Consider the following 21152-nt stretch of genomic DNA (forward strand, 5'->3'; position numbering starts at 1 on the left):
GTTCCCCGATTTTCCGCCTGACCTCAGGCAACCGGGCATTTGCGCGTCGGGCCACGAGCCATCGCGCGCGCTGTCGATAATACTCAGGAGACGTTCGTGGAGACCTCCCCCTCGGCCGGCCGTTCATGGCTCTGGCTCATTTTGCTGATCCCTTATATCGCGCTGCTGTGGCTGCCGTTCTATAACGACACGCATCCGCCGCTCGCGGGCTTTCCGTTCTTCTACTGGTATCAGTTTCTGTGGGTGCCGTTGACCTCGCTGCTGATTTACATCGTGTATCGAGGTCTCAAATGAGCGATCTGAATCCTGTGAACCCGGTTGCGATGACGGTCTTCATCGCGTTCTTCGTGCTCGTCACGGTGATCGGCTTTTTTGCCGCGCGCTGGAAACGCGGCGATCTGACTCAACTGCACGAGTGGGGTCTCGGCGGACGGCAGTTCGGCACGGTCATTTCGTGGTTCCTCGTCGGCGGCGATTTCTATACCGCCTATACGGTGATCGCGGTGCCCGCGCTCGTTTATTCGGTGGGCGCGTATGGCTTCTTCGCGCTGCCGTACACGATCATCGTTTATCCGTTCGTGTTCGCAGTGATGCCGAAGCTGTGGAAGGTTGCGCATGCGAAGAACCACATCACCGCGGCCGACTACGTGCACGGCGAGTACGGCGGCAAGTGGTTCCCGGCGGCCATCGCGCTGACCGGCATCGTCGCGACGATGCCGTATATCGCGCTGCAGCTGGTGGGCATGCAGGTCGTGATTAAGGGGCTCGGCGTCAGCGGCGAATTGCCGTTGATCGTCGCGTTCGTGATCCTCGCGCTCTATACGTATGCAAGCGGCCTGCGCGCGCCGGCGATGATCGCGTTCGTCAAGGACATCATGATCTATATCGTCGTGATCGCGGCGGTATGGCTGATTCCGGTGAAGCTCGGCGGCTATGGGCACGTGTTCGCACTGGCCGATGCGCACTTCCAGGCGAAGGGCGGCGCGACCGGTATCCTGCTGAAGCCGAATCAGTACACGGCGTTCGCATCGCTCGCGCTCGGTTCGGCGCTCGCCGCGTTCATGTATCCGCATACGATGACGGCGGTGCTGTCGTCGGCGTCGGCAAAGACGGTGCGCAAGAACGCGATCTTCCTGCCTGCGTACACGGTGCTGCTCGGCCTGATCGCGCTGCTCGGCTATATGGCGATCGCCGCCGGCGTGAACGTGAAGTCGGCAAGCGACGTGGTGCCGACCCTGTTCGGCACGCTGTTCCCGTCGTGGTTCGTCGGTTTCGCGGCTGCCGCGATTGCGATCAGCGCGCTGGTGCCGGCCGCGATCATGTCGATCGGCGCGGCGAATCTGTTCACGCGTAATCTGTGGCGTCCGCTGGTGTCGCCGAACATCTCGCCCGAGGCGGAGGCAGCCAATGCGAAGATCGTTTCGCTGGTCGTCAAGTTCGGGGCGCTGCTGTTCATCGTGTTCCTGCCGACGCAGTATGCGATCGATCTGCAACTGCTCGGCGGCGTGTGGATTCTGCAGATTTTCCCGGCCATCGTGTTCACGCTGTACACGCGCCGTCTGAACACGCCGGGTCTGTTCGTCGGCTGGCTCGTCGGTATCGTGCTCGGCACGGGCCTCGCGATTTCGCAAGGGCTCAAGCCGGTGTATGGCCTGCATTTCGGGCACGAGAACTATCCGCTGTATATCGGCCTGATCGCGCTCGTCGCGAATATCGTCGTGAGCTTCGCGGTGTCGGCAGTGTCGCCGCGACGGGCTGCCGTGACGGCCTGATCGACGGTTGTCCGGCTCGATGAAGAACGCCGCGGGGCTGTTGGCCCGCGGCGTTTTTTATTGCTTCGACGGCTGGCGGCTTGGTTGGAGGCGTGCCATGAGGGTGGCTTTAGCCTGAGATGACGATAATTGCGCGATGAAAGCGGAGATTTCGAGCGGGCCTCAGACCATCCGGCTAAAACCGCTCGACTCGAAACGGCCGCGGATCGACCAGCGTCTGCTCGCCGGTCATCATCTCGGCGATCAACCGCCCCGTCACCGGTCCGAGCGTCAGACCATGATGCGCATGGCCGAACGCGAACCACAGTCCCTGATGTTTCGTCGCGGGCCCGATGATCGGCATCATGTCCGGCGTGCACGGGCGGCGTCCCATCCACGGTTCGGCATCCAGACGTTCGCCGAGCGGAAACAGCGTGCGCGCGATCGGCTCGACCGCGTCGAGTTGCACCGGCGTCTTGGCCGCCTCGGGTCGCGCGATTTCGGCGCCCGTGGTCAAACGGATGCCGCGCGCCATCGGCGCGAGCACATAGCCGTGTTCGACGTCGAGAATCGGATGGTTCAACCGCGCGCTCCGACGCGGCGCGTAGTGCATGTGATAGCCGCGCTTGACCGCGAGCGGCAGCCGATACCCGAGCCGCGTGCTCGCGCGATCCGACCACGGTCCGAGCGCGATCACCGCCGACTCGGCCGTGATCGCCCCGTCCCGCGTCTCGACCTGCCAGCCTTCACGCAGCGTATCGGCATCGCCGATGAAGAACCGTCCGCCGAGCGCTTCGAAGTACCGCGCGTATGCGGTGACGAGCGCGTTCGGATCGCTGACCGAATCGGATTGCGGATAGCGCAGTCCGCCTTGCAGACGCTTGTCGAGATCGGGTTCGAGCTGTTGCAGGCGCGGCGCGTCGAGCGTTTCGAACTCGACGCCGTACTCGCGATGCCACTGTTCGGCGAGGGTGGTTTCGGCGTCGCGCGCGGCGGCATGGCGAAACACCTTGATCCAGCCGATCGGCCGCAGCAGCGCGCTGGCACCGGCGTCCGCGGCAAGCGCGCGATGTTCGCTGACACAATGCTCGATCAGCGTCGCGTACGATTTCGCGATTTCCGCGTGCTTCGCCGGATGCGAGTTGCGCCAGTAGCGCCACAGGAACGGCGCAACCTGCAGCATCGCGTCGGCGTGATAGCGCACGTCGGGCGACTGGTTGCGCGCGTAGCGCAGCAGGGTGCCGAGCCCGCGCGGAAACGCGTACGGATAGACGCCTTCGCGCTGGATCAGCCCGGCGTTGCCGAACGAGGTCTCGTTGCCCGCCTGCTTACGGTCGATCAGCGCAACCGCGCGGCCGCGTTTCTGCAGATGCACGGCGACGCACACCCCGACAATGCCGGCGCCGAGCACCACGGTATCGAATTTCATGCTCCCTGTCCGCCTTGCGTGTGTTCTGTGTGTTGTCGACGCTCCGCCGTGTTCCAGTTCGCAGCGAGGCGCCAGCTTTCATCTTATACAGGGATAGGTCCGCTTCGCTATTGGCAAAAAAGCCGCGCTCGGGAAAACGCCCGAATGCCAGGTTCGATCGGGCAAAACCGTGTCTTTCGACGCACGATCGAGCGGGCGACTTCGGACTCGCTGGCGTCAGCGTGTAGACTGCTGACTTTTTTGCGTCCGGTGGTATGTTGCAAGCCCCTCAGCGCAGCGCCCTCACTGGGCCTGCGCTCGTTCGCTTACTGGCCCGTCTCGCCGAGGCCGACGTCGCCGAATCGCGACAATCGCTGGCGGATCGGCTGAGCCAGTGGCTCGGCTGGACCGACGCGATCGCGTTGTCGTCGGCGCTGGATGGCAAGCCGCCGTCCGTCGCTGGTGGCGCGCGCGCGTTCGGCCGTGCGGAAGAGGAAGAGTGCGCGTGCGTGCGCCGCTCGCTGGTGAGCGCAATCGCGAGCGATAGCGTGCTCGCCGGCTCACGGCGGCGTGGCCCGTCGCCGTCGTCCGCCCGGATGTCGGCGCCGCGCGTGGCGGTCGACACGCAGGCCGACTACGCGGTGTTCCGACAGCGCTATCTCGCGCTTCAGCAGTCGATGGAAACGGCGATCGGCACGTTGCGTGGCCGGCTGCGCGCGCTGCTGGCGACGCAGGCGCCGTCGCTCGCGCGGCTCGCGGTCGTCGATGCGGTGATGGAGCGTGCGCTCGGCGAGCGCGAGCGGAGTTTGCTCGGCGCGGTGCCCGGGTTGCTCGGCGGGCACTTCGAGCGCTTGCGCGAGGGTGAGAAGCGGAGGTTGGCGGAGGCGGAAGCAGCGGCCGAAGTTGCCGCCGATGCCGATCCCACGCGGCAGCAGTCGGCCGAAGTCGAAGCCGGCGCTGCAGCCATGCAGCTGGAAGCAGCCTTGGCTCACGTCAAAGCAAGCACCGCAGCCACGCGGCTCGCCAGGTCGACCGATGGCGGCAACGCTGCCGTGCCGCTCGCGTCCGAGGCGTGGCTCGACGTCTTCCGCAAGGACATGCAGAGCGTTTTGCTGGCCGAGCTGGAGGTTCGTTTTCAACCGGTCGAAGGGCTGCTCGCGGCTCTTCGTGCCTGCTAACTGGGACCCCATGTCCAGATATCGTATCGATCTCGTTGTATTTCTCGCGGGGCTCTCCGCGGCGTGCTGGATCGCCGTCGGTTATGCCGTTTCCAATCCGCTCGCGTTCGTCGTCACGCTGCTGATCGGCGTCTTCTACGTGCTAGGCGCGCTCGAATTGCGCCGCTATGGTCAGGCGACCGCCACGCTGACAGGCGCGCTCGCCGCGTTGTCCGGACCACCGCCGAGCCTCGCCGCGTTTCTCGAACCTGTCCATCCGAGTCTGCGCAATAGCGTGCGGCTGCGCGTCGAAGGCGAGCGCGTCGCGTTGCCGGGACCGGCGCTGACGCCGTATCTGGTCGGTCTGCTAGTGCTGCTCGGCATGCTCGGCACGCTGCTCGGCATGGTGATGACGCTGCGCGGCACCGGCCTTGCGCTGGAGAGCGCGAGCGACCTGCAGGCGATCCGCGCATCGCTGGCCGCGCCGGTCAAGGGGCTGGGCTTCGCGTTCGGCACGTCGATCGCGGGTGTCGCGACGTCCGCGATGCTCGGGCTGCTGTCCGCGCTGTCCCGCCGCGAGCGGCTCGAAGCGGCGCAACAGCTCGACGCGAAGATCGCGACGACTTTGCGCGTCTACTCGCAGAGCCATCAGCGCGAAGAAAGCTTCCGGCTGCTGCAACGCCAGGCCGAAGCGACGCCGCTGCTGGTCGAACGTCTGCAGACGATGATGAGCGCGCTCGAACAGCAGAGCGCCGCGTCGAACGAGCGGCAGATCGCGAGCCTCGACGCGTTTTACGGCCGCACCGAAGCCGCCTATCTGCGGCTCGCCGGTGTGATCGAGCAGTCGCTGAAGGACAGCGTGGCCGGCAGCGCGCAGGCCGCCGGCAAGGCCCTGCAGCCGGTCGTCGAAGCGACGATGGCCGGCCTCTCGCGCGAAACCGCCGCGTTGCACGACGCGGTCACCCAGGCCGTGCAGCGCCAGCTCGACGGCATGTCGAGCGGCTTCGCGGCGACCAGCGCGAACGTCGCCGAGATTTGCCACAGCGCGCTCGCCCGACATCGGCAGGCGAGCGACGAGTTGGCCGCGCAACAGCGCGCTTCGGTCGAACGCGTTGCCGAAGCGTTCGAACAGCGCTCGCTCGCGCTGCTCGACGGCGTATCCGCGCGGCTCGAAGCGACGGCGAGCGGCATGTCGCAGGCCTGGGGCGACGCGTTGGCTCAGCAGCAAAGCGCGGGCGACAAACTCGCCGCCAACAACGAACAGGCGTTGGCGCGCGCCGCCGCGACGTTCGAGCAGCATGCCGCGGCGTTGCTGAGCGCGGTCGGTAGCTCGCATGCGAACTTGCAGACCGAACTGAGCGCGCGCGACGAGCAGCGTTTGGGCGCATGGGCCGAGGCGCTCGACGCGATGGGTGCGAAGCTCAGCGAACAATGGCAGCAGAGGGGTGCGCAAGCCGCCAGCCATCAGCAGCAGATCTGCGACGCGCTTGCGCAAACGGCACGCGATATCTCCATGCAGACGCAAACGCATGCCAGCGCGACGATCGCGGAAATCGATCGACTGGTTCAAGCCGCGGCTGAAGCACCGAAGGCGGCGACAAACCTGCAAGCCGAACTCGCCGCGCGCGACGAACAGCGCTTCGCGGCATGGACCGAAGCGCTCGCCGCGATGACCGCAAAGCTCGACGAACAATGGCAGCAAACAGGTTCGCAAACCGCGACCCGTCAGCAGCAAATCTGCGACGCACTCGCGCAAACCGCACGCGATATCTCCACGCAGACGCAAACGCATGCCAGCGCGACGATCGCCGAAATCGGGCGCCTCGTGCAAGCGGCGTCGGAAGCGCCGAAGGCCGCTGCCGAAGTCGTCGCGGAGCTGCGCCAGAAGCTCTCCGACAGCATGGTCCGCGACACCGCGATGCTCGAAGAGCGCAGTCGCCTGCTCGCCACGCTGGAGACGCTGCTCGACGCAGTCACCCACGCGTCGACCGAGCAACGCACGGCCGTCGATGCCTTGGTCTCGACGTCGGCGGGTCTGCTCGAACGCGTCGGCAATCGCTTCACCGAACACCTCGAGCACGAGACCGGCAAGCTCGGCACGGTCGCCGCGCAGGTCACCGGTAGCGCGGTCGAAGTCGCGAGCCTCGGCGAAGCATTCGGCGTGGCCGTGCACACCTTCGGCGAAGCGAACGACAAGCTCGTCGCACATCTCGAACGCATCGAAGCAGCGCTCGACAAATCGCTCGCGCGCAGCGACGAACAGCTCGCCTACTACGTCGCGCAGGCGCGTGACGTAGTCGACCTCAGCGTGATGTCGCAGAAGCAGATCGTCGAAGACCTGCAGTTGCTGGCCGCGCAGCGCGCGAGCGCCGGAGCCGACGCGGTATGAGCGAGGACATCGACGGCGGCGTGGAAACCTCCGCGCCGATCTGGGCCGCGTTCGGCGATCTGATGTCGGTGCTGGTCGGCGCGTTCGTGCTGATTCTGGTCAGCGTGATCGGCGTGCAGCTCGAACTGTCGAGCAAGCTCGAGCAGGAGGTCAAGCAGCGCCAGGCTGAAACGCAGCGCCGCAAGACGCTCGAACAGGCACTCGCGGGACCGCTCGCGGCGGGGCGCGTGACGCTCGTCAATGGGCGCATCGGCATTAGCGGCAACGTGCTGTTCGCGCTGAACTCCGCCCAACTGCAGCCTGAGGGTCGCGCGCTGCTGAAGAGTCTCGCCGGGCCGCTGTCCGCGTATCTGCGCGCGAGCGATCAGATCCTGATGGTCAGCGGCTTCACCGACGATCAACGCCTGCGCGAAGGCAATCGACGCTTCGCCGATAACTGGGAGCTGTCGGCGCAGCGCGCGTTGACAGTTACGCGCACGCTGATCGACGAGGGCGTGTCGGCGTCGTCGGTGTTTGCGGCGGCGTTCGGCTCGGAGCAGCCGGTCAGTTCGAATGCCGACGAACCCGGCCGCGCGAAAAACCGCCGCGTCGAAATCGCGCCGGTGCCGCGGCCGTCGAGTGCGGCGGCAGCGGAGAAGTCCGGTGCTTGACGATGCGATCCACGCGGCTCGCGCGAGGCTCGATGCATGGCGCGCGAGCGGCGCGGCTCGGCTCGATCCGGTGCGCTTTCATCTGCTCGACGCGCTTACGCGGCGCGCGGCACAGCACAGCGGCGAGCCGCGACGAGTGCTCGAGCAACGATTGGCAGGACTGCTGGCCGACTATACGGCCGAGGTCGAGCGTGCCGCTGCGGACGAGAGCGCGTCGCAAGCCACGTCCGGTGAAGCCAACGCGGCCAACGACGCCACGCTCGCGGCGCTGATCGAACGCCTCGCCCGCCACCACGCGCGCGCCGATGCTCCGCACGCCGCCGCCTATCCCGATCTGCCCGCAGTCGACTACTTCCGCGAAGTCTGGTCCAAACTGCGCACCGAAAAGCAGTTGCGCCAGTCGCTCGCGCAGGTGCCAGGCAACGCGGGGCCGCTCAATTCGAGCAGCCTCGTACATCGCGCGCTGTCGTTGATGCGCGAGCTGTCGCCGGAATATCTGAAGCAATTTCTGTCGTATGTCGATACGCTGTCGTGGCTCGAGCAGATGAACGGCGGCGCACCGCTCGAGAAGGAAGCGCCGCGCGGCGCGACGACCGGCAAGGGCGTTCGCAAGAAGGTGCGCTGATAGGCGCGCTGATGCGCTAACGGCGGTTGGAATTTGCGTGCGCCAAGCCGCCGAAGCGTTCAGTCGAAGTCGAACACATCGAAAATCGAGCGCTTCTTTTGATAGCCGCGATGTTCGTCGCGACGCTCCTCGTAACGCTGCCGCTCGCTTTCCAGGGCACGCTCGCCGCGCCGCGAGCCGTCGCCGTCATCCTGCGCAATCAACTTGTCCAGTTCGCCGCGATCGAGCCATACGCCTCGGCAGTCCGGACAGTAATCGATTTCGATCGAGCGGCGCTCGGTCATCAGCAGATCGGTCGTTTTGCAGACTGGGCATTTCATCACGGCATCACTCCTCGCTGCTTGCCAGACGTTTCGTTTTCGCGCGCCGCGCGAGCATGTTCATCGCCTCGACGAACGCGGAAAACGCCATCGCCGCATAGATATACGCCTTCGGAACGTGCGAGCCGAAACCATCGGCGATCAGTGTCATGCCGATCACGAGCAGGAAGCTCAGCGCCAGCATCACGATGGTCGGATTGCGATCGATGAAGCGCGCGAGCGGCTGCGCCGCGAACAGCATCACCATGATCGACACGATCACCGCGACGAACATGATCGGCAGGTGCTCGGTCATGCCGACCGCGGTGATGATGCTGTCGACGGAAAACACGAGGTCGAGCAGGATGATCTGGCCGATCGCGGCCGCCAAGGTCAACTGCACGGTCGAGCTGGTTTTCGCGGCGAGTTCGTCAGCGGGGATCATGTGCTGACGGATTTCGGTGGTCGCCTTCCACACGAGGAACAGGCCGCCGCCGACGAGGATCAGATCGCGCCACGAAAAGCCATGATCGAACAGCGTGAACGCGACCGCGGTCAGCTTCGTGATCCACGCGATGGTGCTGAGCAGAAGCAGCCGCATCACCAGCGCGAGCAGGAGCCCGATGCGCTGCGCGCGCGGGCGTTGCGCTTCCGGCAAGCGGTTGCTGAGGATCGAAATGAAGATCAGGTTATCGATGCCGAGCACGATCTCCATCACGATCAGCGTGACGAGCGCGGCCCACGCGGCGGGATCGGCAACGAGTGCGAACAGGGAGTCCATGAGGTGGCGGAATCGAGTGCGCCGCGAGCGGCGGAACCGCCATCATGGGCTTATTCGCGGTTCGAATGAACCAGTGATAACCTGAACGACGTTTCGGATTTTTCGAAGTATCGGATTAGCATGCTCAACTATCGTCACCTGTACTACTTCTGGATCGTCGTGAAGGAGGGCGGCTTTGCGCGCGCGGCCGGGCGGCTCGACATGGCCGTGCAAACGATCAGCGCGCAGGTGCGCGAGCTCGAGAAAGCGCTTGGGCGCCAGCTGTTGAAGCCGGCCGGGCGCGGCGTCGCGATGACCGAGGCCGGCGAGCAGGCGTTCGATCGCGCGGAGCAAATCTTCCAGCTGGGCGAGGCGTTGCTCGACGAGATGCGCGAAGCGAGCGGCGCGGACTCGGTGCGGCTCGCGGTTGGGCTGTCGGATGGGATTTCCAAGCTCGCCGCGCATGCGTTGCTCGCGCCGGTGCTGGCCACGCCGTCGCTCAGGCTGCTGTGTCACGAGGGGGAGCCCGCGCAGCTGTTGTCGGAGCTTGCGCTGCATCGGCTCGATCTGGTGCTCGCCTGTCAGCCGGCGCCGCACGGCGCGGATCTGCGCGTGCTGAGCCAGCGCGTCGCGGGCTCGCCGGTCGACTGGTACGGGCCCGCGCAGGTCGTGCGCAAGTCGGCGCGCGACGGCTTTCCGCTCTGTCTCGCTGACCTGCCCGTGCTGCTGCCGACCCGTCACGGCGCGCTGCGCGCGCGGCTCGACCGATGGTTCGAGTCTCAGGGAATCAGGCCGCGCGTCGTCGGCGAATTCGAGGACAGCGCGTTGATGGCGGTGTTCGCGGCGCGCGGGCTCGGCGTGTTTCCGCTCGCCGAGCTCGGCGCCGAAGATCTCACGTTATCGAGGGGCTTGCGCTGGCTCGGCCGCGCGGACGGCGTGATCGAGGAGATTCACGCAATCCGCTCGCGACGCGGCCAGCATCATGCGCTCGCGTCGCAGGTGATCGCGGCGGCGCAGTCGTGAGGGCATCGCACTGTCGCGGCGCGCCACGCCTGCGCCGCGCGAGATCAGAACGCGTGACGCATGCCCACCGTGACCGCGACCCGCGATTCGTCGACGACGGCGGCAGCGTGTTGAGAGTCGCGTGCGACAACACCGAATCGGCCGGCGGGCCCTGCGCGTACGAAAGGCCGAAGCCGTACGAGCGGTGGTTCGCGAAGTTGCCGGCCTTGTTGCCGAACGAGTACATCGTCTCGAACGTGAGACCGTGGTAAAGCGAAATCGGGGCAAATACGCGCCCATCTGTGGGAATTTGCGCACATCGTGTAGAGACGCGTAAGCGTCGTCAAGGGCGACGAGCCGCCCTGGCCGTTTCATCGACACATGGCATAGTGATTGAACCCATCATCACCGGAGGCCGGCATGCGCATCCAGACATCCTTTCTTTTCGACCTCGACGGCACGCTCGTCGACAGCGTCTATCAGCACGTGCTGGCGTGGAAAGAGGCGCTCGACAGCGAAGGTATCCCGCTGTCCGTCTGGCGTATCCATCGCAAGATCGGCATGAGCGGTGGGCTGTTCACGGACCAGTTGCTGCGTGAGACACACGGCGAGATCAGCGTCGAACGCGCCGAACGGCTGCGGCACGCGCATGCGGCCGCCTATCAGCGGATGCGCGCCCAGGTCTGTCCGCTGCCGGGCGCGCGCGAACTGCTCGACGCGCTGACCCAGGGCGGCACGCCGTGGGCTGTCGCGACGAGCGGGCGGATGGAAACCGCCGCGCTGAATCTGGCGGCGCTCGGCGTCGATCCGGCAAAGGCGGTCGTCGTCACGCGCGACGACGTCAAATACGCGAAGCCCGATCCCGACCTGTTCCTCGCCGCGGCCGAGCGGCTCGGCGTATCGATCGAGCACACGGTCGTGGTCGGCGACAGCATCTGGGACATGCTTGCGGCCCGCCGCTGCCGCTCGCTCGGTGTCGGCCTGCTGTCGGGTGGCTATGGCACCGAGGAACTGGAGCGCGCGGGGGCGTTGCGCGTCTACGACGATCCGGCCGATCTGCTCGCGCACCTCGACGAGGTGGCGTCGCGGCCGTGAGCGCCGCGTCGCTCAGGGTTTGATGATGGGCGGCTCCGCGGCGGGCTGCGTCGGTCCCACCTTCGACGATTCGCGGACCAGCCGATCGGTCATCGCCGACGCGACCGGATTCGTGCCGCGGCCGCTACCCGCGCCAGCCCCCGGGGGATTGGCAGACTGCAACGGCACGGTGACGCCGGACGGCATCGGCAGCGACGGGTCGGGTTTCGCCGATTCCTTGACCAGTTGGTCCGTCAGCATCGCGGCGACCGGGTTGGCGCCATTCGGGTGCGTGTCGTCGCGCCGGCGGGCATGGGTCTGGTCGATGCGCGGCCCGTACTGCGGCCTCGGTTGAGCCTTTTGCTGTGCGTACGACTGCGACATCGAGGGGGCGTGCGCGCCTGCGGCCGGATTGGCCGCGGGCGGCGCCGCGTTATCGATGCGGCCGCTCGCGGTCTGGCTCGACTGGGGCGTGACGCTCGGCACGGGCGCGGCCGCTGTGGCGGGCAGGGACGGGGCGGGGGCGGGGGCGGGGGCGGGCGCCGCAGCAGGTGCCTGAGCGGCTCCCGGAGCCGGAGTGGCCGACTCCATCTGCGGCAGCGCCGATTGCGGCGCGGGCGGGCTCACGGGTTGCGCAGGCCTCACGCTGGCGCCAGCGGCACGCGTCGCATCGGTCTGCGGTTCCGATTCCACCGCGCCGGTGACGCTGCGGGTCACCGCGCCGGTCACGGCCGGCGCCTGATCGTCCCTGGGGTACAGCAGATAACCGGCGACGCCCGCATCGACCACGAGCAGCCCGACTATCATCATCTTGCCGGTATTCGTCATATCTAAGCGACAACCATTAAGCAACTGCGATTGACTGATGATAAACGACCATTTCGACATCGACGCTTCTTGTCGGCATATTGCGGCGCGTCACGATGATTGATGTCCGAACGGACCTGGCACGAACGGCGCGCGCTTGCCGGTAAAGCCATTCGCCGGCACGACGGAAGCGGACATTTTTTCCGCATGCCGCGATTTTCTTTTTCGACCAATTAGTCCCCCGCAATTGCGCGGCCGGCGCCTGCAGGAATGCGATTTAAGTTGTGCCGCCAATGCGTGGAGCCTGTACTATACGAACCAATGCAGACGACCGGCAGCCACGGTTCGATTATCCGACGTGTGAAAGCGACTTGCAGCGACTGGCTCGCAGCGCACATGCCGGCAGGCCCGCGCCAGGCTGCGGCACCCGAGACGCGCGAACAGCGACGGCAGACGGTCACCGGTAGTAGCGACAAGAACCCATTGATCATGCGGACCCGCGGGCGAGGCATCGCCCGGCATTCCTTGGGCAGTCGTTTGGCGAAACGTCAGATCGACCGACCGGTCGGTCGGGGGCATTCGCGGCGGCGTGAGAAACACGTGAAGATATGAACAACTTTATTCGACCTCCCGTTTTTTATCCGTCCACAGTGGTTTTCGTCGACGACAACGACAGCTACCTCGACGCGCTCCGCCGTTTCTTCCCGGGCACCTACACGAACCTGTTTTTCACGCGTCCGCAAGCGGCCCTCAACTATATCCGCCAGCACGCACGCGAGAATTCGCTCGAATTCGCGGCAGCGTCGGCGTGTCTGAGCGAACCGGGCGTCGAGCGCTTCGTCGAGACCTCGGCGGAGCGCGACATCGTCGCGCAGCCGTCGCGCTTCGAGGAAGTGGCGGCGGTCGTCGTCGACTACGACATGCCGGGCATCGGCGGCGTCGAGTTTTTGTCGTCGATCTCGCACCTGCGTTGCGCGAAGGTATTGCTCACCGGCGTCGCCGATGAAACCGTCGCGGTGAAGGCCTTCAACGCCGGCATCGTCGACCTGTACCTGCGCAAGACCGACGCGGATTCGGCCAATCGCCTCACGCACTTCCTGAAGGACGCCAAAAGCCGCCATTGCGCGGAGTCGGGCTGGCTCGCGCTCGGCGAAAACGGCATGACCTACTGCGATCCGCGCACGCGCAAGATGATCGACGAAGTGGTGGCCGCTCAGGGCATCGTCGAGTATTACTGGCGGCCCGAGCAGAACGTGATCCTGATGTTCGACGCCGCGGGCAACCCGAGCGTGTTCGTCGCGTGGGCCGAGAACGACTGGATCTCGCAGGGCGAGATCGTCGCCGACGAGGGTGGCCCGTCCGACCTGCTGCGCCAGCTCGCCACGCGCGAGGTAATGCCGCTGTTCTGGCCGGACCTCGCGTATCGTGGCGGCATGAAGTTCCGGTCGCTGATGCCCCAAAGCATTCCTGGCTGGGACGACGCGTTCTTCGGCTGGACCCCCATAGAGCCGGCCGAGGTCGGCCTCGATCTGGTCACGTTCGCGCAGTGGCGCGGCGACCGCCATCGCTGAGCCGCGATAACGCGCCGGGCGCGGCGGTGCATATCGCCGCGCTAATGGCGTGCGTTTTCGCGGAGAAATTCGCATACAGCCCTGTGCATGGCCTGCACGCCGGGGCTTGTTTCAAGCGCGCGCCAGCATCCATGCACGAGCCCCGTGCCGACCAGCAGCCGGGCATCTCCACCAGCTTCGCGAATCCGCTCGACGAACACGCGCGCGTCGTCGCGTAGGGGGTCGTGCTCGGCGCCGATGGCCAGCGTCGGCGGCAGCCCGTCGAAGCGGGTTGCGGCGAGCGGGATCGTCCACGCGGGGCCGGGCGTTGGGTCGGCTTCCTCTCCTTTTCCCCAGTAAGCGTCGCGAAACTTATGCACGTCCGCGAGCGTCAGCATCGGCGCATCGGACTCGGTGTCGCGCGCGGGCAATTGCGGCTCGGTGCCGAGCATCGGATAGACGAGCGCGATGCCGCGCACCCCGCTCGCACATTCGTCACGCAGGCGTAGCGCGACGCTTGCCGCGAGCGTGCCGCCGGCGCTATCGCCCGCGAGTTGCAATGCGGCGCGCTCTGGGAGGTCGAACGGCAGGCGGTGGTTCAACGCGGCACGCGTGATCTCGAGGCAGTCGTCGTGCGCGGCCGGCGCGCGATGCTCAGGCGCGAGCCGGTAGTCGACCGCGATCACGTCGAGGCCGGTGTCGGCGGCGAGGCGCGCCGTCACCATCTGATGACTGTTCAGCGAGCCGAGCACGAAGCCGCCGCCATGAAAATACAGCACCGTGCCGCGGATCGTGCCGTGTTCGCTTGCCTTCGCTGGATGCCGGTAGAGCCGTAGCGGGATCGCATGGCCCGCGTCGGTGCGAAAGCTTGCGTCCCGTGTGGTGAGTTCGCTGGGCAGTGGCGGCGTCAACGTCGCGGCGTAGCGGTCATACAGCTCGCGCTGCTCGTGCGGCGTCATCGCCGCGTGATGCGACGGATAGAGCGCGCTCGCTCGTTCGATAAAGGCGGCGATTTCCGGCTCGAGCATGGTCACTCCGTTTGAGTAGTGTTTCCCGTTTGCGCTGCGCATGGCAAAGCGATCACACGTCCCGCGAAACGCGCCGGCGGCAATGCCGCATGGGCTTGCGCGAGTTCGTGTACGCGCGCTTTGACGTCCGGATCGAAAGCAACGCCGCGCGGTCCGCTGGTATCGACGTGCAGCAGCATCTGCTCGCCCGCGGCGACGGGGCCGGTGCGTTGGCTTTGCGTCGTGTCCAGCGCAAACATTTCGACATACACGTGAATACGTTTCGCGTCGTAGCCGAGCACGCGCATGTCGACACGCACCTGCGTGCCTTGTTTGATTTCATGCAGATAGTTGAGATGCGCCTCGAGCGTGTAGATCGATCGATGCCGCTCTTTGCGCACCGCATCGGGCAGGCCGATCAGATCGATCAGCCCGTCGACCGCGAGACTGAAGATCAGCAGGTAGAACGCGTCGCGCATGTGGCCGTTGTAATCGACCCATTCGGCGCGCACGCCGTCGCGGTAAGAGGGCAGGGCAACGGGATGCGACATGAGCGTCTACCTCCTCGATCGAATGCGATGGCTGCGGCGCGTCGTTGGGCGTTATCAGTGTAGTGCATCGCGTTGAGGCTGCGCCGGAACGTTGTGGCCTCGAATTGTGGCCGCTATGGCAACAGTGAATTCATGGTTCAGGGCTTACTACGTGGCTCGACCGGCTTCTAAACTGCCTTAACCGCTGCGGATGGCCGATGGTCGCACCAGGCTCCGCGGCAATCGCATGAAGCCATCTCGGGAGGTTGGAAATCATGAAGTCCATCAGGTCGCTGATCGAAGCAGGGGCTATCGCCGCTCTCGTTGCCGCGCCGCTCGCGGCATTTGCCCAGTCGAATCCGGCCGATCAGCCGCTCGCGCGCGCTCAGGTCCGCACCGAACTGATTCAGCTCGAAAAGGCCGGTCATGATCCGTCCAATGCGAACGTGATCGACTATCCGGCCAATATCCAGGCGGCCGAAGCAAAGGTCGCGGCGCAAAACCAGGCTGCGCAGAATAGCGGCTACGGTGCGCCGTCGAATGGCTCGTCGCAGCGCAGTGGCCGCACCGATTTCGCGCCGACTTCGTATTCCGTGCCGGTGGTGAATTACACGCGTTGATTGCAGCGTGTACAACTAACGTCACTTGCGAAGTGCAGCAACGCGACACCGTCGAATCTGACGATTGGCGCGATCGACAGCACGGGCTGAGGCTTCAGTTCACCGTTCGTCGTGAGCCCGACGGGCGCGGGCACCGACCAGCAGCGCATCCTCGGTGCGGGCGCGACCTACGATTTCGGCTTCGTCAACCTGCTCGTCAGCGCCGAAAGGCGAGCGAGACGATGCCGCACGACACGAGCGCGATGCCGGGCGCGGCGAGCGGCTTCAGCACCTCGCCCGCGAACACGAGTGCGCCGACGAACACGAGCAGCGGCGAAAGACCGCGCGCAATCGGATAGACCTGACCGAAATCGCCGCTTCTGTACGCGCGAATCAGCGCGAGCAGATAGCCCCATTCGAGCACTGCCGACGCAACGATATACGGCCACGCGGCCACGCGGCCACGCGGTCACGCGGTCACGGTCAGCACCGGCAGCGGCAGCAACAAGGCTGGAATGGCGTTTTGAATCCGGCTGCTCAGTGCCGCGCGCGCGAACGCGCGCCATCCTCAGATCACCCGTTCACGCAGCCACGCCGAGCCGAGATCGATCACCGTCACGACCACGATCACCATGATCATCACCGCGGCCGTCTGCGCATAGTTGAACGAGCGGATCGCTTCGTACAGCACGACGCCGATGCCGCCCGCGCCGACCATGCCGACCACCATCGCCGAGCGCACGTTCGACTCGAAGCGATACAGCGCGTACGAGATCCACAGCGGCAGCACTTGCGGCAGCACCGCATAGACAATTTCGTCGAGGCGCGTCGCGCCGGTTGCGCGCACGCCTTCGGCCGGGCGCGGATCGATCGCCTCGACCGCTTCTGCGAACAGTTTGGCGAGCACGCCCGTCGTATGCACCCACAGCGCGAGCACGCCGGCGAACGGCCCGAGGCCGACCGCGACGATGAACAGCATCGCGAAGACCATCTCGTTGATCGCGCGGCATGCGTCCATCAGGCGGCGCATCGGCTGCACGACCCACTGCGGCGCGAGATTGTGCGCTGACATCAGGCCGCAAGGCACCGCGCAGACGAGGGAGAGCGCGGTACCCCAGATCGCGACCGCCAGCGTCACGTACATCTCGTGCACGTAGCTGCGCCACTCGGTGAAGTCGGGCGGGAAGAAGTCCGCGGCGAACTGGCCCATGTTGGCCGAGTCGCTGAGCAGATCGAGCGGCCGCATGTCGGCGCCGTGCCATGCGCCGCCGAGCACCGCGAGCACCGCGATCCAGCCGAGCAACGACCACCAGCTGCGCTTGCCGGCACGATCTTTATCTTGCGCCGTCCGCGCGGCGGCCGCTTCGCTCGCGCGCGCGGGCGACGTGCTCAGATCGGCGGAGTTCATTGCTTCGACTGTGCGTTGCTGAGCGCGCTCAGCTTCGCGTCGAGAGCGGCCAATTGCGTCTTGCGGTCGCTATCGGACAGATGCGCATCGTTCTCGATCTTCTGCTTCTGCTGGAACAGCACGATCTCGCGAATCGGCAGCAGTTGCCGATCCGACGATGCCTCGAAGCCGCTGTACTCGGTGATGCCGGCCATCACCGCTTTTTCGTGCAAATCGGTTTTCGCGTAGTTCAGGAAGAACTTGCGCAGCTTGTCCTTCGTCGCTTCCGGCAGATCCTTGCGCCACACGAGCGGGTCCGAAGGAATCAGCGGCGAGGTCCACAGCACGCGCACCTGCGCGAACTTGTCCGGATGCTCGCGCTTGAGCGTTTCCATCATCATGCTGTTGTTGGTCGCGATGTCGATCTTGTTGTTGACGACGGCCAGCAGATTCGCTTCGTGGCTCGACGGCAGCACGCTCTTGAACGACGTGTAGACCGGCGCGTTGTGCTTCGCGAACAGGTAGTAGCCAGGCACCAGCGTGCCCGACGTCGAGTTCGGATCGCCGAACCCGAGCGTCACGCTCTTCGTGTCCTTGAACACGTCGTCGAGCGTCTTGAAGCGGCTGTTCACGTTGGTGATCAGCAGCGAGTAGTAGCCGCTGTCGCCGTTCGCGTGCTGCGCTTTCGCGAATACTTCGCCACCCGAACGATCGACGGCTTCGATCGCCGACGCGTTGCCGAAATAGCCGACCTGCACCTTGTTGAAGCGCATGCCTTCGATGATGCCCGCGTAATCGGTCGCGAAGAATGCCTTCACGTTCAGGCCGGTCTGTTTCTTCATGTCATCGATCAGCGGTTCCCAGCGTTGCTTGAGCACCGCCGACGAATCGGTCGAGATGATCCCGAGGTTGATGTCCTCGGCGTGGGCCGCGGTGATGCAGGCAAAAGCGGCAGCGCCGGCCGCGAGCGTGATCAGGGAGCGCAGGAATTTCATCGGTTGAGATCCGGTTGAGTGGACGGAGAGAATCAAAAGCGCGCGACAGCGTGCGCGGTTCAGTTCGACGGCGCGGCGTTCAACGCGAACGCGTAGCGCGCGGCGGCGGTGTCGGGGGCGTCAGGCTCGTCGTGAGTTTCGTCTGCGTCGTGCGTCGCGTCGTCGAGCAGTTCGCGCGCATCGCCGCCGTAGAGTTTCTTTAGCAGCGCCGGTGTCAGCGCACTGGAAGGGCCGTCGTAGACCACCTTGCCGCGACGCAGCGCGACCGTGCGCGGGCAGTACTGCAGCGCGATGTCGACCTGATGCAGCGACACCAGCACCGTGATCCGGTGCTCGACGTTCAGCGCTTGCAGCATGTCCATCACGCGGCGCGACGACTCGGGATCGAGCGAGGCAATCGGCTCGTCGGCGAGCACGATTTGCGCACGTTGCACGAGCGCCCGTGCGAGCGCGGCACGTTGCTGTTGACCGCCCGACAGGTTCGCGGCCCGTTCGCGCGCATATTCGCCGATCCCGACCTCGTGCAGCGCGGCCCGCGACAGCGCGCGTTCCGCGCGCGGGAAGCGGCCGGAGAGACTCCGCCACCGCGGCAGGCGCGCGAGCGCGCCGATCAGCACGTTGGTTTCGACCGACAGCCGGTTCACCAGATTGAACTGCTGGAACACGAAGCCGATGTCGCGGCGAATGCTGCGCACCTCGCGCACGATGCGGCCGTTCTGCTGGATCGGCCGGCCGAGAATCTCGATTTGCGACGGCTGCGCGTCCGACGCGGTAAAGCCCGCGATATGCCGCAGCAACGTCGATTTTCCCGAGCCGGACGCGCCGATCAGCGCGACCATTTCACCGGGCGCGACGCGCAGATCGATTTCGTCGAGCGCTTTGCGGCCGTTACCGAACGTCTTGCTCAAACGCTCGATTCGAATAGCTTCTCGGATCGCTTCCATCTGTATTCCCTCTTGCATCCGGCCACTGCCGGCAGGTGTGGGCACATTCTAGGAAGCGACTGTGACGGTTGAGTGAAGGCATCGCAACGTCTAGACGACTACATCTTTGTGCGTCGCGTTTTCCGCTGTGTCATGTGTCGTCAGGATGGCAAAACGAAGTCATTGCGAAGTCAGTGATTCGAACGGAAAGTGACATACGGATGACACGATTCGCGTGCACACGTGCGCGCTCGCGCGTGCCGACACACAGCCAGGCTATAGTGCGGGTTTTCCGGCCGTCCTTAATAATCCCGACACTCCGGTCACGCCGTCATGCCGACTCCTTTGAGCTTTCTTCCGGACAGTTTTGCCGAATATGAAGATCTCAAGTCGATACTCGACCAGGGCAGGGCGAGCTTCGAAATCCGCGCGGTCTGCGAGACCGAGGTACGCGGCCGGCGCTTTTCCGTCTACACCGCGAGCATCGGTTCATCCGATCCGCTCGCGCCAGCCATTGGCTTTTTCGGCGGGATTCACGGGCTCGAGCGAATCGGCTCGCAACTCGTCCTCGACTATATGCGCGCGTTGCTCGCTCGGCTCGAATGGGACGAATTGCTGGTGCGGCAATTGCAGTCCATCCGGCTGATCTTTTTACCGATCGCGAATCCCGGCGGCATGTGGGCAGCGACGCGCGCGAATCCGCGCGGCGTCGACCTGATGCGCAACGCACCGCAAGACGCCGACGCGCGCGTGCCGCTGCTGGCGGGCGGCCAGCGGGTCGGCGCGTGGTTGCCCTGGTATCGCGGCCGCGCGGGCGAGCCGATGGAGGTCGAGGCGGCCGCGCTGCTGCATGTCGTCGAGACGCAGCTCGCCGCGCGGCCGTTGAGCATCGCGCTCGATTGCCATTCCGGCTACGGCTGGAGCGACAGCATCTGGTTTCCGTACGCCCGAACCCGCCGGCAGATGCCGCATCTGCCCGAAATGTACGTGTTGAAGAGCATGTTCGAACACGCGCATCCGCATCACGGCTACACGTTCGAGCCGCAAAGCCATCAGTATCTGCTGCACGGCGACCTGTGGGACTACGCGTATGACCGCACGCCGGCGCCGAACGTCTTTCTGCCGATGACGCTCGAACTCGGCTCGTGGCTGTGGATCAAGAAAAACCCGCGGCAGTTGTTTTCGCGGCAGGGCATGTTCAATCCGGTCATGGAGCATCGCACCGCGCGCGTGCTGCGGCGCCATGCGAACCTGTTCGACTTCCTCGCGCGCGCGGCGTTTTCGGCGCAGCGCTGGCTGCCGCAAGGCAACCGTCGCGAGCAGTTGCTGCAAAGCGCGCTCGATCACTGGTACGGGCCGGATCGCGTATGAGCACATGGATTTTGCTGCGCGGACTGACGCGGGAAACGCGGCATTGGGGGCGCTTGCCGGCGGCGTTGCGCGAAACCCTGGGTCAAATTTCGAGCGATCGCTTGCGCGATGCAACCCCAGCCGCAACGAGCACGACCGGCTTGCGTTTGCTGCTGCTCGATCTGCCTGGCAACGGTGAATACGTGCGGCGGCGCGCGCCCGCGAGCGTCGCGGGCATGGTCGCATTCGTGCGGCAGGCAGCGCTCGAAACGGGTGTGCCGGGCCCCTACAACGTGCTCGCGATGTCGCTCGGCGGCATGGTCGCGACCCACTGGGCACAGCGTCATCCCGGCGAGATCGAACGGCTCGTGCTGATCAATACGAGCATGCGGCCATTCAGCCGCATGCACGAGCGGCTGCGGCCGTCGGCGTGGCCTGGTCTGCTCGGCGTCGCGGCGCATTGGAGCGATGCCGCCGATGCCGAGAGCGGCATCCATCGACTCACGTGCAATAACCTCCGCACCTTGGGCGCGGATCTCGCTGCCTGGACCGCGATTCGCCGCAGCGCGCGGGTGAGCCGCGCGAATGCGCTGCGGCAATTGTGGGCGGCCGCGTGCTTTAGCGCGACGCCCGCCGCGCCGGAGTGTGCACTGCTGATTCTGTCGTCGGATGCCGATGGGCTCGTCAACCCGGTCTGTTCGGCGAAGCTCGCGGCGGCGTGGGGCGCGCCGCATCGCAAGCATCCGTGGGCCGGCCACGATCTACCGCATGACGATCCCGCGTGGACGGCCGCGCAGATTCGCGCGTGGCTCACCCAGCGCGCCGAGAATAGCGATGCGGCCGCGCCGGCACCGGCGCCCGCAAAGCCCGAGCGTTGAGCCGCGCACGG

Annotated in this window: 21 protein-coding genes and 2 pseudogenes; 12 read left to right on the top strand and 11 right to left on the bottom strand. The window is 65.7% G+C overall.

The window, feature by feature from the left end; translation table 11 throughout:
- Nucleotides 1-96 precede the first annotated feature (96 nt).
- The gene (locus OKW26_RS07445; RefSeq protein ID WP_090807102.1) at nucleotides 97-294 is read left to right on the top strand and encodes a DUF3311 domain-containing protein; all 198 of its coding nucleotides are present in this window, start codon (nucleotides 97-99) and stop codon (nucleotides 292-294) included.
- Nucleotides 291-1772: a monocarboxylate uptake permease MctP gene (mctP, locus tag OKW26_RS07450; RefSeq protein ID WP_184064201.1), complete on the top strand. Its 1482-nt coding sequence runs from the start codon at nucleotides 291-293 to the stop codon at nucleotides 1770-1772. Before OKW26_RS07445 ends, mctP begins: the two co-directional genes overlap by 4 nt.
- A gap of 175 nt (nucleotides 1773-1947) precedes the next feature.
- Here mctP and OKW26_RS07455 read toward each other — a convergent pair whose 3' ends face one another.
- On the bottom strand, nucleotides 1948-3180 hold the full coding sequence (locus OKW26_RS07455) for an NAD(P)/FAD-dependent oxidoreductase (RefSeq protein WP_187611200.1): 1233 nt from the start codon (nucleotides 3178-3180) through the stop codon (nucleotides 1948-1950).
- Nucleotides 3181-3434: 254 nt separating this feature from the next.
- Between OKW26_RS07455 and OKW26_RS07460 the strand changes: the two genes are divergently transcribed.
- From OKW26_RS07460 to OKW26_RS07475, 4 genes are read left to right on the top strand one after another with little or no spacing between them, the layout of a single operon-like run.
- The gene (locus OKW26_RS07460) at nucleotides 3435-4337 is read left to right on the top strand and encodes a DUF3348 domain-containing protein (protein WP_429353133.1); all 903 of its coding nucleotides are present in this window, start codon (nucleotides 3435-3437) and stop codon (nucleotides 4335-4337) included.
- A 10-nt stretch (nucleotides 4338-4347) separates the two neighbouring features.
- Nucleotides 4348-6705, top strand: a complete 2358-nt coding sequence (locus tag OKW26_RS07465; RefSeq protein WP_429353134.1) for a DUF802 domain-containing protein — start codon at nucleotides 4348-4350, stop codon at nucleotides 6703-6705.
- Nucleotides 6702-7355, top strand: a complete 654-nt coding sequence (locus OKW26_RS07470; RefSeq protein ID WP_090807091.1) for an OmpA family protein — start codon at nucleotides 6702-6704, stop codon at nucleotides 7353-7355. Before OKW26_RS07465 ends, OKW26_RS07470 begins: the two co-directional genes overlap by 4 nt.
- Nucleotides 7348-7980, top strand: a complete 633-nt coding sequence (locus OKW26_RS07475) for a DUF2894 domain-containing protein (RefSeq protein ID WP_429353135.1) — start codon at nucleotides 7348-7350, stop codon at nucleotides 7978-7980. Before OKW26_RS07470 ends, OKW26_RS07475 begins: the two co-directional genes overlap by 8 nt.
- Before the next feature lie 59 nt (nucleotides 7981-8039).
- Here OKW26_RS07475 and OKW26_RS07480 read toward each other — a convergent pair whose 3' ends face one another.
- Nucleotides 8040-8300 (bottom strand): zf-TFIIB domain-containing protein, encoded by a 261-nt coding sequence (locus OKW26_RS07480; protein WP_090807087.1) that lies wholly within the window; start codon nucleotides 8298-8300, stop codon nucleotides 8040-8042.
- A 7-nt stretch (nucleotides 8301-8307) separates the two neighbouring features.
- Complete coding sequence (locus OKW26_RS07485; protein ID WP_090807084.1) at nucleotides 8308-9060, bottom strand: TerC family protein; 753 nt, start codon at nucleotides 9058-9060, stop codon at nucleotides 8308-8310.
- Between the two features lie 120 nt (nucleotides 9061-9180).
- Here OKW26_RS07485 and OKW26_RS07490 point away from each other — a divergent pair, with 120 nt between their 5' ends.
- Nucleotides 9181-10062, top strand: coding sequence for a LysR family transcriptional regulator (locus tag OKW26_RS07490; RefSeq protein ID WP_187611205.1), 882 nt, complete (start codon nucleotides 9181-9183; stop codon nucleotides 10060-10062).
- 44 nt (nucleotides 10063-10106) lie between these two features.
- On the opposite strand, the pseudogene OKW26_RS07495 reads toward OKW26_RS07490, so the two are convergent.
- Nucleotides 10107-10312 (bottom strand): annotated as a pseudogene (locus OKW26_RS07495) (hypothetical protein); the annotation flags it as partial.
- A gap of 149 nt (nucleotides 10313-10461) precedes the next feature.
- Between OKW26_RS07495 and OKW26_RS07500 the strand changes: the two are divergent.
- On the top strand, nucleotides 10462-11136 hold the full coding sequence (locus tag OKW26_RS07500; RefSeq protein ID WP_429353136.1) for an HAD family hydrolase: 675 nt from the start codon (nucleotides 10462-10464) through the stop codon (nucleotides 11134-11136).
- A 12-nt stretch (nucleotides 11137-11148) separates the two neighbouring features.
- Here the strand turns inward: OKW26_RS07500 and OKW26_RS07505 are convergent, their stop codons facing one another.
- Nucleotides 11149-11925 (bottom strand): hypothetical protein, encoded by a 777-nt coding sequence (locus OKW26_RS07505; RefSeq protein WP_429353137.1) that lies wholly within the window; start codon nucleotides 11923-11925, stop codon nucleotides 11149-11151.
- Between the two features lie 605 nt (nucleotides 11926-12530).
- Here OKW26_RS07505 and OKW26_RS07510 point away from each other — a divergent pair.
- The gene (locus tag OKW26_RS07510; RefSeq protein WP_429353138.1) at nucleotides 12531-13493 is read left to right on the top strand and encodes a response regulator; all 963 of its coding nucleotides are present in this window, start codon (nucleotides 12531-12533) and stop codon (nucleotides 13491-13493) included.
- Nucleotides 13494-13534: 41 nt separating this feature from the next.
- Here the strand turns inward: OKW26_RS07510 and OKW26_RS07515 are convergent, their stop codons facing one another.
- On the bottom strand, nucleotides 13535-14500 hold the full coding sequence (locus OKW26_RS07515) for an alpha/beta hydrolase (RefSeq protein ID WP_429353139.1): 966 nt from the start codon (nucleotides 14498-14500) through the stop codon (nucleotides 13535-13537).
- Nucleotides 14501-14502: 2 nt separating this feature from the next.
- Nucleotides 14503-15030: a thioesterase family protein gene (locus OKW26_RS07520; RefSeq protein WP_187611210.1), complete on the bottom strand. Its 528-nt coding sequence runs from the start codon at nucleotides 15028-15030 to the stop codon at nucleotides 14503-14505.
- A gap of 254 nt (nucleotides 15031-15284) precedes the next feature.
- Here OKW26_RS07520 and OKW26_RS07525 point away from each other — a divergent pair, with 254 nt between their 5' ends.
- The gene (locus tag OKW26_RS07525; RefSeq protein WP_429353140.1) at nucleotides 15285-15629 is read left to right on the top strand and encodes a DUF4148 domain-containing protein; all 345 of its coding nucleotides are present in this window, start codon (nucleotides 15285-15287) and stop codon (nucleotides 15627-15629) included.
- A gap of 199 nt (nucleotides 15630-15828) precedes the next feature.
- Here OKW26_RS07525 and OKW26_RS07530 read toward each other — a convergent pair.
- The 4 genes and pseudogenes from OKW26_RS07530 to phnC form a co-directional block, all read right to left on the bottom strand.
- Nucleotides 15829-16062: pseudogene (locus OKW26_RS07530) on the bottom strand (EamA family transporter); the annotation flags it as partial.
- Nucleotides 16063-16176: 114 nt separating this feature from the next.
- The gene (gene phnE / locus OKW26_RS07535; protein ID WP_184064237.1) at nucleotides 16177-17016 is read right to left on the bottom strand and encodes a phosphonate ABC transporter, permease protein PhnE; all 840 of its coding nucleotides are present in this window, start codon (nucleotides 17014-17016) and stop codon (nucleotides 16177-16179) included.
- The gene (gene phnD / locus OKW26_RS07540; RefSeq protein ID WP_429353141.1) at nucleotides 17013-17990 is read right to left on the bottom strand and encodes a phosphonate ABC transporter substrate-binding protein; all 978 of its coding nucleotides are present in this window, start codon (nucleotides 17988-17990) and stop codon (nucleotides 17013-17015) included. Before phnD ends, phnE begins: the two co-directional genes overlap by 4 nt.
- Nucleotides 17991-18049: 59 nt before the next feature.
- The gene (gene phnC / locus OKW26_RS07545) at nucleotides 18050-18934 is read right to left on the bottom strand and encodes a phosphonate ABC transporter ATP-binding protein (protein WP_429353142.1); all 885 of its coding nucleotides are present in this window, start codon (nucleotides 18932-18934) and stop codon (nucleotides 18050-18052) included.
- Between the two features lie 312 nt (nucleotides 18935-19246).
- Between phnC and OKW26_RS07550 the strand changes: the two genes are divergently transcribed.
- Nucleotides 19247-20284: a M14 family zinc carboxypeptidase gene (locus OKW26_RS07550; protein ID WP_187611215.1), complete on the top strand. Its 1038-nt coding sequence runs from the start codon at nucleotides 19247-19249 to the stop codon at nucleotides 20282-20284.
- On the top strand, nucleotides 20281-21141 hold the full coding sequence (locus OKW26_RS07555; protein ID WP_429353143.1) for an alpha/beta fold hydrolase: 861 nt from the start codon (nucleotides 20281-20283) through the stop codon (nucleotides 21139-21141). The genes OKW26_RS07550 and OKW26_RS07555 overlap by 4 nt, the downstream gene beginning before the upstream one ends.
- Nucleotides 21142-21152: the final 11 nt, after the last annotated feature.

Source organism: Paraburkholderia sp. 32 (genome assembly GCF_050435345.1).
In the GTDB taxonomy this organism is placed as follows: Bacteria; Pseudomonadota; Gammaproteobacteria; order Burkholderiales; family Burkholderiaceae; genus Paraburkholderia; species Paraburkholderia tuberum.

Bases quoted from the DNA above. Each gene is read 5' to 3' on its own strand.
- OKW26_RS07550 (WP_187611215.1), top strand. From the start codon at position 19,247: ATGCCGACTCCTTTGAGCTTTCTTCCGGACAGTTTTGCCGAATATGAA.
- OKW26_RS07515 (WP_429353139.1), bottom strand. From the start codon at position 14,500: ATGCTCGAGCCGGAAATCGCCGCCTTTATCGAACGAGCGAGCGCGCTC.
- OKW26_RS07520 (WP_187611210.1), bottom strand. From the start codon at position 15,030: ATGTCGCATCCCGTTGCCCTGCCCTCTTACCGCGACGGCGTGCGCGCC.
- mctP (WP_184064201.1), top strand. From the start codon at position 291: ATGAGCGATCTGAATCCTGTGAACCCGGTTGCGATGACGGTCTTCATC.
- OKW26_RS07485 (WP_090807084.1), bottom strand. From the start codon at position 9,060: ATGGACTCCCTGTTCGCACTCGTTGCCGATCCCGCCGCGTGGGCCGCG.
- phnD (WP_429353141.1), bottom strand. From the start codon at position 17,990: ATGAAATTCCTGCGCTCCCTGATCACGCTCGCGGCCGGCGCTGCCGCT.
- OKW26_RS07500 (WP_429353136.1), top strand. From the start codon at position 10,462: ATGCGCATCCAGACATCCTTTCTTTTCGACCTCGACGGCACGCTCGTC.
- OKW26_RS07455 (WP_187611200.1), bottom strand. From the start codon at position 3,180: ATGAAATTCGATACCGTGGTGCTCGGCGCCGGCATTGTCGGGGTGTGC.
- OKW26_RS07460 (WP_429353133.1), top strand. From the start codon at position 3,435: ATGTTGCAAGCCCCTCAGCGCAGCGCCCTCACTGGGCCTGCGCTCGTT.
- OKW26_RS07480 (WP_090807087.1), bottom strand. From the start codon at position 8,300: ATGAAATGCCCAGTCTGCAAAACGACCGATCTGCTGATGACCGAGCGC.
- OKW26_RS07505 (WP_429353137.1), bottom strand. From the start codon at position 11,925: ATGATGATAGTCGGGCTGCTCGTGGTCGATGCGGGCGTCGCCGGTTAT.
- OKW26_RS07525 (WP_429353140.1), top strand. From the start codon at position 15,285: ATGAAGTCCATCAGGTCGCTGATCGAAGCAGGGGCTATCGCCGCTCTC.
- phnC (WP_429353142.1), bottom strand. From the start codon at position 18,934: ATGGAAGCGATCCGAGAAGCTATTCGAATCGAGCGTTTGAGCAAGACG.
- OKW26_RS07470 (WP_090807091.1), top strand. From the start codon at position 6,702: ATGAGCGAGGACATCGACGGCGGCGTGGAAACCTCCGCGCCGATCTGG.
- OKW26_RS07555 (WP_429353143.1), top strand. From the start codon at position 20,281: ATGAGCACATGGATTTTGCTGCGCGGACTGACGCGGGAAACGCGGCAT.
- OKW26_RS07465 (WP_429353134.1), top strand. From the start codon at position 4,348: ATGTCCAGATATCGTATCGATCTCGTTGTATTTCTCGCGGGGCTCTCC.
- phnE (WP_184064237.1), bottom strand. From the start codon at position 17,016: ATGAACTCCGCCGATCTGAGCACGTCGCCCGCGCGCGCGAGCGAAGCG.
- OKW26_RS07510 (WP_429353138.1), top strand. From the start codon at position 12,531: ATGAACAACTTTATTCGACCTCCCGTTTTTTATCCGTCCACAGTGGTT.
- OKW26_RS07490 (WP_187611205.1), top strand. From the start codon at position 9,181: ATGCTCAACTATCGTCACCTGTACTACTTCTGGATCGTCGTGAAGGAG.